General features: G+C 74.3%; 8 protein-coding genes, 2 tRNA genes and 1 pseudogene. 10 read left to right on the top strand and 1 reads right to left on the bottom strand.

Annotated features, from left to right (window positions below; genetic code table 11):
- The first annotated feature begins 100 nt into the window (after positions 1–100).
- The 9 genes and pseudogenes from B4U46_RS12230 (at position 101) to B4U46_RS12190 (ending at position 10,518) form a co-directional block, all read left to right on the top strand.
- Positions 101–173, top strand: a tRNA-Ala gene (locus B4U46_RS12230).
- 143 nt (positions 174–316) lie between these two features.
- The gene (locus tag B4U46_RS12225; RefSeq protein ID WP_007264019.1) at positions 317–550 is read left to right on the top strand and encodes a hypothetical protein; all 234 of its coding nucleotides are present in this window, start codon (positions 317–319) and stop codon (positions 548–550) included.
- Positions 551–696: 146 nt separating this feature from the next.
- Positions 697–769: transfer RNA gene (locus B4U46_RS12220), tRNA-Ala, on the top strand.
- Between the two features lie 246 nt (positions 770–1,015).
- Positions 1,016–3,886: a leucine--tRNA ligase gene (gene leuS / locus B4U46_RS12215; protein ID WP_079426877.1), complete on the top strand. Its 2,871-nt coding sequence runs from the start codon at positions 1,016–1,018 to the stop codon at positions 3,884–3,886.
- Positions 3,887–4,009: 123 nt separating this feature from the next.
- Positions 4,010–4,777: a copper transporter family protein gene (locus B4U46_RS12210; protein ID WP_079426875.1), complete on the top strand. Its 768-nt coding sequence runs from the start codon at positions 4,010–4,012 to the stop codon at positions 4,775–4,777.
- A 105-nt stretch (positions 4,778–4,882) separates the two neighbouring features.
- A complete protein-coding gene (locus B4U46_RS12205) occupies positions 4,883–5,728 on the top strand; it encodes a DegV family protein (protein ID WP_079426873.1) in 846 nt (281 codons plus the stop codon).
- A gap of 539 nt (positions 5,729–6,267) precedes the next feature.
- The gene (locus B4U46_RS12200) at positions 6,268–6,906 is read left to right on the top strand and encodes a helix-hairpin-helix domain-containing protein (protein WP_311736927.1); all 639 of its coding nucleotides are present in this window, start codon (positions 6,268–6,270) and stop codon (positions 6,904–6,906) included.
- Between the two features lie 248 nt (positions 6,907–7,154).
- Positions 7,155–9,512, top strand: a pseudogene (locus B4U46_RS12195) (ComEC/Rec2 family competence protein); the annotation flags it as partial.
- 124 nt (positions 9,513–9,636) lie between these two features.
- Entirely contained in the window at positions 9,637–10,518 is an 882-nt protein-coding gene (locus B4U46_RS12190; protein ID WP_079426869.1) for a YceI family protein, read from the top strand.
- Between the two features lie 20 nt (positions 10,519–10,538).
- Here the strand turns inward: B4U46_RS12190 and B4U46_RS12185 are convergent, their stop codons facing one another.
- Complete coding sequence (locus tag B4U46_RS12185; protein ID WP_079426867.1) at positions 10,539–10,781, bottom strand: hypothetical protein; 243 nt, start codon at positions 10,779–10,781, stop codon at positions 10,539–10,541.
- A gap of 61 nt (positions 10,782–10,842) precedes the next feature.
- Here B4U46_RS12185 and holA point away from each other — a divergent pair, with 61 nt between their 5' ends.
- Positions 10,843–11,835, top strand: coding sequence for a DNA polymerase III subunit delta (gene holA, locus B4U46_RS12180; protein ID WP_185117276.1), 993 nt, complete (start codon positions 10,843–10,845; stop codon positions 11,833–11,835).
- Positions 11,836–11,966 lie beyond the last annotated feature (131 nt).

Raw genomic sequence — 11,966 nt, 5'->3', positions numbered from 1 at the left:
GCCGCTCCGACCCGGATTTCACTTTCCGGCTGGTCACAGGCTAGAGTTCTTCTTGTTCGCAGCGAAGAACACCGGAAACGGGGGGAACGCCGCGGAGAGCGGGGCTATAGCTCAGTTGGTAGAGCGCCTGCATGGCATGCAGGAGGTCAGGAGTTCAATTCTCCTTAGCTCCACAATCAGGATCCCGTCCCCAACAGGGGGCGGGATCCTTGCGTTTGTCCCTCCTGTGCTTGCTGACCTCGCCGGGACCGGCGTGGCAGAATCGGACGGCCGGAGGGGGACACGACGGTCCGACGCGGGAGGGAGTCGCTGACGGATGGGTGCACACCGGCGGCGGTGCGACTGGTGCAACAACGGCACGCCGATCGTTCGGGACATGGAGCCGGTCAATCCCGACTACCAGTACTGGTGCGAGGAATGCGCGCGGGCGCTGATCATAAAAGGCGACCCCATCGAGACGTACCGGGAACTGGAGGGCGAGCCGATCTACGGCCGGCTCCTCGACGAGCACTGCACGCTCAAGCGCTTCTACCAGTTCGCCCGGGCGTGACGGGGGCAGAGATGGGCAAAACGGACATAACGGCCCCCCGGGAAACCGATTTTTGGTCTGGGGCGGTGACCGTGTAATGTTCTCGATGTCGCCAGGGGGAACCGGCAAGGGAAACCGAGAAGGGGCCCGGCGGCAGAGAGAAACAAGGGGCTATAGCTCAGTTGGTAGAGCGCCTGCATGGCATGCAGGAGGTCAGGAGTTCAATTCTCCTTAGCTCCACAGTGTGGAAGAGGGTCACCCGGATCGGGTGGCCCTCTTCTCGTTGTGCGGAACGTCAGAGCGGTCGCACGGGCCCCTGCGGTACCCTGACGCCATGCGTGCCGTACGCCTTCTGCTTACCGAGCCGCGCTGAGCAGCACCGACCCCGAGAAGGTCGGTATCGGCGCGGCGTCCCCTCCTGTGCGAGGGGTTTTTTCGTTTGGGCAGGCAGAGACGGCAGAGACGATCGATGGAGCTTCAGGAATCATGAGCGAGACGAACACCCCGGCCCCCGAGGCGGCCGAGGGGCACCGTTACACGGCTGCCATGGCCGCCGACATCGAGGCACGCTGGCAGGACGTATGGGACGCGGAGGGCACCTACGAGGCGCCCAACCCGAGCGGTGACCTGGCCGGTGACCCGGCGGTCGTCGCCCGGCCCAAGAAGTTCATCATGGACATGTTCCCCTACCCCTCGGGTGCGGGCCTGCACGTGGGCCACCCGCTCGGGTACATCGCCACCGACGTCTACGCCCGTCACCAGCGCATGTCCGGCCACAACGTCCTGCACACCCTGGGCTTCGACGCCTTCGGCCTGCCGGCCGAGCAGTACGCCGTGCAGACCGGCACGCACCCGCGCGTGTCGACCGAGGCGAACATCGAGAACATGAAGGCCCAGCTGCGCCGCCTGGGCCTGGGCCACGACAAGCGCCGGTCGTTCGCGACGATCGACCCCGAGTACTACAAGTGGACCCAGTGGATCTTCCTGCAGATCTACAACTCCTACTACGACACGGACGCGAACAAGGCCCGGCCGATCTCCGAGCTGGTCGCCGCCTTCGAGAACGGCTCCCGTGAGGTCCCCGGGGGCCGTGCCTGGGCGGAGCTGACCGCGAGCGAGCGCGCCGACGTGCTGAACCAGTACCGCCTGGCCTACTCCTCGGACGCGCCCGTCAACTGGTGCCCCGGGCTGGGCACCGTACTGGCCAACGAGGAGGTCACCGCCGACGGCCGGTCCGAGCGCGGCAACTTCCCCGTCTTCAAGTCCCGGCTCAGCCAGTGGAACATGCGCATCACCGCGTACGCCGACCGGCTGCTGGACGACCTGGACGCGCTGGACTGGCCCGAGGCCATCAAGCTCCAGCAGCGCAACTGGATCGGCCGCAGCGAGGGCGCGCGCGTCGACTTCGCCCTGGGCGACGAGGCGATCACCGTCTTCACCACCCGCCCCGACACCCTGTTCGGCGCCACCTACATGGTGCTGGCGCCCGAGCACCCGCTGGTCGAGAAGTTCGTCCCGGCCGCCTGGCCCGAGGGCACCCGCGAGGCGTGGACCGGCGGGCACGCCACCCCGGCCGAGGCCGTCGCCGCGTACCGCAAGCAGGCCGGCGCCAAGTCCGACGTCGAGCGGCAGGCCGACGCCAAGGTGAAGACCGGCGTCTTCACCGGCGAGTACGCCGTCAACCCCGTCAGCGGCGAGAAGGTCCCGGTCTTCATCGCCGACTACGTGCTCATGGGCTACGGCACCGGCGCGATCATGGCCGTCCCGGCGCACGACGCCCGCGACTTCGAGTTCGCCCGCGCCTTCGAGCTGCCGATGCGCTGCGTGGTCGAGCCCACGGACGGCCGCGGCACCGACCCGGCCGAGTGGGAGGACGCCTTCGGCTCCTACGACGCCAAGCTGGTCAACTCCTCCGGCGAGGGCATCTCCCTGGACGGCCTGGGCGTGGTGGAGGCCAAGGCCGCCATCACCGACTGGCTGGCCGAGCGCGGCCTCGGCGAGGGCACCGTCAACTTCCGCCTGCGCGACTGGCTCTTCAGCCGCCAGCGCTACTGGGGCGAGCCCTTCCCGATCGTGTACGACGAGGACGGCGTCGCCCACGCGCTGCCCGAGTCGATGCTGCCGCTGGAGCTGCCCGAGGTCGAGGACTACTCGCCGCGCACCTTCGAGCCCGACGACGCCGACTCCAAGCCCGAGACCCCGCTCTCGCGCCGGGCCGACTGGGTCAACGTCGAGCTGGACCTGGGCGACGGGCGCGGCGTGCGGTCCTACCGCCGCGAGACCAACACCATGCCGAACTGGGCCGGCTCCTGCTGGTACGAGCTGCGCTACCTGGACCCGCACAACGCGGACGCGCTGGTCGACCCGGAGATCGAGCAGTACTGGATGGGCCCGCGCGAGAGCGCCCCGCACGGCGGCGTCGACCTCTACGTGGGCGGCGCCGAGCACGCGGTGCTGCACCTGCTGTACGCGCGCTTCTGGTCCAAGGTGCTGTTCGACCTGGGCCACGTGTCCTCGGTCGAGCCGTTCCACAAGCTGTTCAACCAGGGCATGATCCAGGCCTACGTCTACCGCGACGAGCGCGGCTTCCCGGTCGCGGCCGCCGAGGTCGAGGAGCGGGACGGCAAGTTCTTCTTCGAGGGCGAGCCGGTCAAGCGTGAGCTGGGCAAGATGGGCAAGTCCCTGAAGAACGCCGTCACCCCGGACGAGATCTGCGAGGAGTACGGCGCGGACACGCTGCGCCTGTACGAGATGGCGATGGGCCCCCTCGACGTCTCCCGTCCGTGGGACACCCGCGCCGTCGTCGGCCAGTACCGGCTGCTCCAGCGCCTGTGGCGCAACGTGGTGGACGAGGAGACGGGCGCGGTGACGGTCGTCGACGCCGAGCCCGCCGAGGACACCCTGCGCGCCCTGCACAAGGCCATCGACGGGGCCGGCTCGGACATGGCGGGCCTGCGGTTCAACACCGCCATCGCCAAGATCACCGAGCTGAACAACACCCTGACCAAGGCGGGCCGCCCGCTGGAGCGGTCCGTGGCCGAGCGCCTGGTGCTGCTGATCGCCCCGCTGGCGCCGCACATCGCCGAGGAGCTGTGGCACCGCCTGGGCCACACCGACTCGGTGGTCCACCAGGACTTCCCGGTCGCCGACCCGGCGTACGTCGTGGACGAGACGGTCACCTGCGTGGTCCAGGTCAAGGGCAAGGTCAAGGCCCGCCTGGAGGTGCCGCCGGCCATCTCGGAGGCCGACCTGGAGCAGCTGGCGGTCACCGACGCGGGCGTCGTCGCCGCGCTGGGCGGCGCGGAGATCCGCAAGGTGATCGTGCGCGCGCCGAAGCTGGTGAATATCGTCATCTGACGCCCGGGGCCCCGCGTCTCGGGGTGATCCCGTACGGGCAGGTTGGGGGTTCGTTTGGAACCCCCGGCCTGCCCGTGGCGTTTACGGTGGAGGGGACGGGAACAGGCCGGGGAAGGGAACCTCATGGAGGTAGGCGCGTTGGTCATCATCTTTGCCCTGGTGGTGCTGTTCGCCTTCCTGGGGCTGGGCGCCTGGGCCACGGTCAAGGCGGTGGGCGCGGCCAAGCGCGGCGTGGACCGGACGATCACGCAGGCCCGCCGGACGGTCGAGGACACCACCCTGAGGGCCAAGAGCCTCGGCCAGGTCGGGGTCACCGCGGCGCTGGCCCAGCTGCGGCTGGACCTGCGGACGTCCATGCGGGCCACGCAGGCGGCCCTCTACCAGGGGGTCCAGGCGGACGCCTCGCTGAAGGAGTCGGTCGCCCTCTTCGAGCGGCTGAGCCGGCACGGGCACGAGCTGGACGACGAGCTCAAGCGGCTGGAGCAGGAACCGGACCGCAAGCGGATCGCGGAGTGCCTGCCCGGGCTGCGGGAGCGCACCGCCAAGATCACCGAGTCGGCCGATTCGCTGCGCTGGGCGGCGCGCGACCGGGCCCGCCAGTTCGCCGACGAGGACCTGGCGGCGCTGTCGGCGCAGATCGAGGTGGAGTCGAGCGCGCTGCGCGACTGGTCCCGGGAGTCGGTGGACGACCTGGCGGCCGCCGCGGCGGCGTGGGACGCCGGGCAGGGGGCGGATACCCCGGGAGCCGGGGCCCCGGCTCCCGGTGCGCCGGGGGCTGGTGCGGCGGCGCGCGGGCGGGCCTCGGGGCCGCAGCGGCCCGCACTGGATCCGTCCGGACCGGCGCCGGCCTACCCCTGGCAGAAGGCTCCCCGGCCGGAGGCCGCTTCCTGAGCGCGGGGCCGGCAGCGGGCTGAGGACCGGGGAGGCCGGAGAGGCGGGGGTGACGGACGTGGCCCGGGCTGCCGGATCGCCTCCTCGGGCGGTAACCTCCGGCTCATGTCCCGCCATGTCGCGATCGTCACCGATTCCACGGCCTATCTGCCCCCGCCGGCCATGGAGCGGCACGGGATCACCGCCGTGCCCCTGACCGTCGTACTGGGTGACGAGGCCCTTGAAGAGGGCACGGAGATCTCGGCCCGCAGCCTGGCCACGGCCCTGCAGAAGCGCCGCTCGGTCACCACCTCCCGTCCCGGCCCGGACCGGTTCGTCCGGGCCTACCGGGCGGCGGCGGAGGCCGGTGCGACCGGCATCGTGAGCCTGCACCTGTCCGCCGAGTTCTCCGGCACCTATGACGCCGCCGTCGTCGCGGCGAAGACGGCCCCGGTGCCGGTCCGCGTCGTGGACACCGGCATGGTCGCGATGGCCCTCGGCTTCTGCGCCCTCGCCGCCGCCGAGACGGCCGAGGCGGGAGGGTCCGTCGACGAGGCCGTGGCCGCCGCCGAGAAGCGGGCCGCGGAGATGTCGGCGTACTTCTACGTGGACACCCTCGACTACCTCCGCCGCGGCGGCCGCATCGGGGCGGCGCAGGCCCTCCTCGGGTCGGCGCTCGCGGTCAAGCCGCTGCTCACGCTGGACGGCGGGCGGATCGAGATGCTGGAGAAGGTGCGGACGGCCTCCAGGGCGATCGCCCGTCTGGAGGAGCTCGCCGTCGAGCGGGCCGGGGCGCGCAGCGTCGACGTGGCGGTCCACCATCTGGCGGCGCCGGAACGGGCCGAGAAGCTCGCGCAGCGGCTGCGGGAGCGGATTCCGGGTCTGGTCGAGCTGCACGTGAGCGAGGTCGGGGCGGTGATCGGCGCGCACACCGGGCCGGGGCTGCTGGCCGCGGTGGTCTCGCCGCGCTGATCCGGGACCGGTGCCCACCCGATCGGGTGGCGGGGTTTTCCACAACCGGCCGGTTATGCACCGGAATTGGCGGCTCCGAGCGGGGTGCCGGGGACCGGCCCTAGCGTCGTGGCATGACTCTTCGAACGCGTGCTTCACGCCTCTCGCGTACCTCCGTATCTTTCGACGACCGCGCGTCTGACGTCGGCCGGTCGCCCCAGCGCCCCGACCCCGCCGCCGTGCTCCGCCGTGCGGAGGCGCTGCTGGGCGGGGCCCCACCACGACCCCGCCGCCCCGAGCCGCCTCCGGCGCCCGAGGCGCCTGAGCCGCCTCCGGCGCCCGAGCCGGCTGTGGTGCCCGAGCCGGCTGTGGTGCCCGAGCCGGCTGTGGTGCCCGAGCCGCCTGTGGTCCCAGAGGCCGCGCCCGGGGCGGCCCTGGGGTCCGGGGAGCCGGCTCGGGGTCCGGGGGCCGGGGGTGGGGTGCCGGCTGGAGCGGCGCCCGGGCCCGGGCCCGGTGTGGTGCCGGGGGCCGTCGGGGGTGGGGCCGGGCGGTGGGTGGCCGTGCGGGAGCGGCTGCCCGTGTGGGTGCAGGCCCGGTGCGGGGTGGAGCCCCGGGCCGTGGCCGTCGTGGGGGTGGTGCTGGCCGTGGCGGTGGGGTTCGCCGCCCAGCAGTACTGGTCGGGCCGGCCGCAGCCGGTGACGGCGCCGGCGGTGCTCGCCCCCGCGCCTCCCGCGACCCCGCCCCCGGTGCCGGGAGCGAGCCCGGGCGGTCCGGGCGGGCGCATCGTGGTGGATGTCGGCGGCAAGGTCCGTGAGCCCGGTGTGCTGCGACTGCCCGGCGGCTCGCGGGTGGAGGACGCGCTGGCCGCCGCCGGGGGAGTGCGGCCGGGTACGGACACCACCGGGCTCAACCGGGCCCGGGTGCTGGTGGACGGGGAGCAGGTCCTGGTCGGGGTCAGCGCGCCGCCGGCGCCGGCCGGCGGGGGTTCCGGGGGCGGCGCCGGTCCCGGTCCGCTGAGCCTCGGCAGCGCGACCGCCGAGCAGCTGGACGGGCTGCCGGGGGTCGGACCGGTGCTGGCCCGGCACATCGTGGAGTTCCGCACCGCCCGGGGCGGGTTCCGCGCCCTGGAGGACCTCCGGCAGGTCGACGGCATCGGCGACCGCAGGTTCGCCGAGCTCCGGAAGCTGGTCCGGCTGTGAGCGCCGCCGGGGCTCCGGGCGCGGGGCCCGGACGGGGTGGCGCCGGGGCGGGGCCGGACGGCCCGGTGGGCGCCCGCCCGGCCGCCCCGCCGGGCGGGGCTTCATGGCCGGACCGGGTCGGCGCGCCGGTGGACGGGCCCTTCGGCGGCCGGCCGGTGGGGGCCGGGGATGGCGGTGCGCCGGCGGCCGGGGGCGGTGATTGCGGTCCGGCGGTGGGCGGGCAGGAGGCTGACGGTGATGGCGGGCCCGTGGACCTGCGGCTGGTGGGCCCCGCCCTGGCCGCGTGGGGCGCGGCGGCCGTCGGGCTCGGGGTGCCGGCCGGGTGGTGTGCCCTCGGGGCGGGGGTCGCGGTGGCCGTCGCGGGGGTGCTGCTGGTGGCGGGGTGCCGTGGGGCGCGGCCCGGGTGGCGGGCCGGCACGGCTGTGTCGGCCGCGCTGTTGTGCGCGGCCGCCGGGGCGGGGGTGGCCGGGCTGGAGCGGGCCGAGGCGCGGGCGGGGCCGGTGGCCCGGCTGGCCGGGGAGCACGCCCGGGTCGTGGTGGAGCTCACCGTGGGCTCCGATCCCCGGCCCGCCCGGAGCGGGAGCGGGCCGCCCGTGGTGGTGCTGGACGCGGTGGTGACCCGGGTGACGGGCCCCGACGGCGTGGGCACCCGGGTGGAGACCCCGGTCCGGGTGCTGGCCGGGCATCCGGAGTGGGCCCGGCTGCAGCCCTCGGTCCGGGTCGCGGTCGCGGCCCGGCTGGCCCCGGCGCGGGAGGGGGAGCGGGCCGTGGCGCTGCTCCGGCCGGCCGGCGACGTCCCGCCCCGGGTGACGGGGGGCCCGGACCTCGCGCAGCGGGCCGCCGGGAGGCTGCGCGCCGGGCTGCGGGAGGCCTCCGACGGGCTCCGCGGGGACGCCCGCGCCCTGCTGCCGGCGCTGGTCGTCGGGGACACCTCCCGGGTCCCGCCCGAGCTGCACGACGCGTTCGAAGCCACCGACCTGCTGCATCTGCTGGCCGTGTCCGGGTCCAACCTGACCGTGGTGCTGTACCTGCTCATCGGGCCGCCGGGGCGGGCGCAGTACGTGGAGCGGGGCGGGCTGGCGCCCCGGCTGGGGCTGCCGCTGCGGTTCACCGCCCTGTGCGGGGCGGCCCTGACGGTGGGCTTCGTGGTGGTGTGCCGGCCCGATCCGAGCGTGCTGCGGGCCGCCGCCTGCGGGGCGGTGACCCTGCTGGCCCTGGCCACGGGGCGGCGCAGGTCCCTGCTCCCGGCCCTGGCCGCGGCCGTGCTGCTGCTGGTGCTGTACGACCCCTGGCTGGCCCGGGCGTACGGGTTCCTGCTGTCGGTGCTGGCCACCGGCGCGCTGCTGACCCTCGGGCCGCGCTGGGCGCGGGCGTTGCGGGCGCGCGGGGTGCCGTCGCGGCTGGCCGAGGCCCTGGGGGCCGCCGCCGCGGCGCAGGCCGTGTGCGCCCCGGTGGTGGTCGTGCTGTCGGGCCGGGTGAGCCTGGTGGCGGTGCCGTGCAACCTGCCGGCGGAGCTCGCCGCGGGGCCGGCCACGGTGCTCGGCTTCGCCGCGCTCGCGGCGGCTCCGCTGTCGCCGGCCGTCGCGGAGCTGCTGGCCCGGTGCGCGGGGGTGCCGGCGGGGTGGATCGCCGCCGTCGCGCGGGCCGGGGCACGGCTGCCGGGGGCGGAGCTGCCCTGGCCGGGCGGGTTCGGAGGGGGCCTGCTGCTGGCGGGGGTCACGGCGGCCCTGGTGGGGCTCGGGGTCCGGTTCGGCCGGCGGCGCGGTGTCCGTGCCGGCGTGGCGCTGCTGTTGCTGGTCGCGGTGGTGCGGCCGCCGCAGCTGACCCGAGCGCTCACCGGCTGGCCGCCGCCGGACTGGAGCTACGTCCAGTGCGCCGTGGGCCAGGGGGACGCCGCGGTGCTCGCGGCGGGACCGGGGACGGCCGTCGTGGTCGACGCCGGGCCGGAACCGGGCCCGGTGGACGCCTGTCTGCGTGCCCTGGGTGTGAGAAGCATCCCATTACTGCTGCTGACGCACTTTCACGCCGACCACGTGGGCGGGCTGTCCGGGGTGTTGCGGGGCCGTTCCGTGGGTGTGATCGAGACCACCGCGGTGGCGGATCCGCCCGGCCGGGCGGCCCAGGTCCGGCGGACGGCGGCGGGGGCCGGGGTGCCCGTCGTGGCGGCGGTGGCGGGGGAGCGGCGGCGCGCCGGGCGGCTGGAGTGGCGGGTGCTGTGGCCTTCGGCTTCCGCACCGGTGCCACAGGGGCCCAACGACGCGAGCGTGGTCCTGCTGGCACGGGTCTCGGGGCTGACGTTCCTGCTGCTCGGGGACCTCGAACCAGCCTCCCAGCAGGCCCTGCTGAGGGAGCATCCGGAACTGGGGGCGGTGGACGTGCTCAAGGTCGCCCACCACGGTTCGGCGCACCAGGACCCGGGCCTGATGGAACGGATCCGGCCACGGCTCGCCCTGGTCCCGGTGGGGTCCGGCAACCGCTACGGGCACCCCGCGCGGGGCACTCTCACACGGCTCGAATCCCTTGGGGCAGCTGTGCTGCGCACCGATACGGACGGCTCCGTGGCAGTCTGTGGCGGCGGTCCGGGGCTGCGTGCGGTTCCGTCCGGACGTCGTCCGAAAAGGCGCGGTCATACCGGGCGCGACCATTCTGTTTGCCCCCAACCCGACAGCATGATCGAATGCCTCTTCGCCAGAACCGACCAAGTACACACAGCACGGGGGTGCATCAGCCATGTTCGGTCGCCGACGGGGGACGGATACGGCCGGGAGCGGGAGTTCGCAGACGTCCGCCACACTGACACTGCCGCCCACGGCACGCCTGTTGAGCTGCCGGGTCCTCGACACGGTCCACCAGCCCATCCGCCAGGCCAAGTTCGAGGTGACCGACCCGATCGGCCGACGGGTCGTCAGCGGCGAGACGGACCCGTACGGGGGGTTCACGGCGGCCATGCCGGAGGGGGAGTACCGGCTGTCGGTCAGCGCCGAGGGCTACGCGCCGTTCCACGGGGCGACGCTCGTGGGGGACCCGGCGCAGCCCGGCACCGCGGAGATCGTCCTGGACGCGGTGGAGCCGCCGGTGCTCCCGCAGCCCGGCCACTGGGAACTGGACCCGACGCACTCCTCGATCGGGTTCACCGCCAGGCACATCGGCTTCGCCCGGATCCACGGCCGGTTCACCACCTTCGCCGGCGCGGTGCGGATCGCGGAGCGCATGGAGGACTCCTCCATGCACGTGATCATCGACGCGGCGAGCATCGACACCGGTCTGCGCATGCGGGACGACCACTTGCGGTCGGCGGACTTCCTGGACGCGGCCCGCTATCCGACCGTGGAGTTCTACAGCGAGCGGTTCATCCACCGCAGCGGCAGCCGCTGGGCCGTCGCGGGCGCCCTGACCCTGCACGGGGTGAGCCGTTCCGTCACCCTGGACACCCAGTACCTGGGCGTCGGCACGGGCCTGGAGGGCGAGCCGCGCGCCGCCTGCCGGGCCACGGCGGAGCTGCAGCGCGAGGACTTCACCCTGAACTGGCAGTCGATGCTGGCGCAGGGGATCGCGGCGATCGGTTCGAGCGTGGAAGTGGCGCTGGACGTCCAGATCGTCCACAAGGCCTGAGGGCGGCCCGGCCGGGAGGTTCAGGGGGCTTCGAGCCAGCCCTCGTACTCGGCGGCGAGCTCGTCCAGTACGGCGGCGTCCAGCCGCTGCTGCGGGTCCTCGACGACCACCAGCCACTGGGCGTCCTCGGCGTCGTCCTCGCCGGCCAGGGCGTCGCGCACCAGCTGGGGTTCCTCGGGGAGACCGAAGCGGCCGACGGCCTCCTGGGCCACCTCCTCGGCGGCGTCGCGGTCGGGCAGGACCAGTACATGTCGCAGGTTCACCGGACCATTCTCGGGCACCGGGCGCGGGGTGCTGTCAGTGCGGCGTGGGATGCTGGAGCCGATGGCCACCAGGAAGAACCCCACCGACGATCTCCTCGCCCCGATCACCCTCGCGGTGGGGCAGGAGGACCTGCTGCTGGACCGCGTCGTCCGGGACGTGGTGAAGGCCGCCCGCGCGGCCGACGCCGACACGGACGTGCGGGACCTCACCTCCGACCAGCTCCAGCCCGGCACCCTGGCCGAGCTGACCAGCCCGTCGCTCTTCTCCGAGCGCAAGGTCCTGATCGTGCGGAACGCGCAGGACCTGGGTGCGGACACGGTGAAGGAGGTCAAGGCCTACCTCGCCGACCCGTACGAGGAGATCAGCCTCGTCCTCCTCCACGCGGGCGGGGTCAAGGGCAAGGCCGTGCTGGACGCCGCCCGCAAGGCGGGGGCCCGGGAGGTCGCCTGCCCGAAGATGACGAAGGCCGCGGACCGGCTCTCCTTCGTCCGGCAGGAGTTCCGGACACTGGGCCGTTCGGCCACGCCCGAGGCCTGCCAGAACCTGGTCGACGCGATCGGCGCCGACCTGCGGGAGCTGGCGAGCGCGGTGGCGCAGCTGTGCGCGGACGTCGAGGGCACCATCGACGAGGCCGTGGTCGGCCGCTACTACACCGGCCGTGCCGAGGCCTCCAGCTTCACCGTCGCCGACCGGGCGGTCGAGGGGCGGGCGGCGGAGGCCCTGGAGGCCCTGCGCTGGTCCCTGGCGACCGGGGTCGCGCCCGTGCTGATCACCAGCGCGCTGGCGCAGGCCGTCCGGGCGATCGGGAAGCTGGCCTCCGCCCCGCGCGGTGCCCGCCCCGGCGACCTCGCCCGGGACCTCGGCATGCCGCCGTGGAAGATTGACCGGGTCCGGCAGCAGATGCGCGGCTGGTCGGCGGACGGCGTCTCGGAGGCGCTGCGCGCCGTCGCGCTGGCCGACGCGGGGGTCAAGGGCGGCGGGGACGACCCGGAGTACGCCCTGGAGAAGGCCGTCGTGGCCGTGGCCCGCGCCGCCAGGCCGCAGCGCCGCTGAGCCCGGGCGCTCCGGGCGCCCCGGGGCCCTGCGCGGCCCTCCGGAGGCCGGAGACGCGCGAAGGCCCCGGTCGCCGCCCTGGGGAAGGGCGGAGGCCGGGGCCTTCGGTCACTGCTGTGTGCGCCGCACCC

It is taken from the genome of Streptomyces katrae, from assembly GCF_002028425.1.
Classification (GTDB): Bacteria; Actinomycetota; Actinomycetes; order Streptomycetales; family Streptomycetaceae; genus Streptomyces; species Streptomyces katrae_A.
Note: the sequence above shows the minus strand (reverse complement) of the source record. Positions and strands in the feature narration are given on the sequence as shown.

Excerpts from the sequence above, each read along its gene's own strand:
- holA (WP_185117276.1), top strand. The coding sequence starts at position 10,843 with ATGGCCACCAGGAAGAACCCCACCGACGATCTCCTCGCCCCGATCACC.
- B4U46_RS12190 (WP_079426869.1), top strand. The coding sequence starts at position 9,637 with ATGTTCGGTCGCCGACGGGGGACGGATACGGCCGGGAGCGGGAGTTCG.
- B4U46_RS12225 (WP_007264019.1), top strand. The coding sequence starts at position 317 with ATGGGTGCACACCGGCGGCGGTGCGACTGGTGCAACAACGGCACGCCG.
- B4U46_RS12205 (WP_079426873.1), top strand. The coding sequence starts at position 4,883 with ATGTCCCGCCATGTCGCGATCGTCACCGATTCCACGGCCTATCTGCCC.
- leuS (WP_079426877.1), top strand. The coding sequence starts at position 1,016 with ATGAGCGAGACGAACACCCCGGCCCCCGAGGCGGCCGAGGGGCACCGT.
- B4U46_RS12210 (WP_079426875.1), top strand. The coding sequence starts at position 4,010 with ATGGAGGTAGGCGCGTTGGTCATCATCTTTGCCCTGGTGGTGCTGTTC.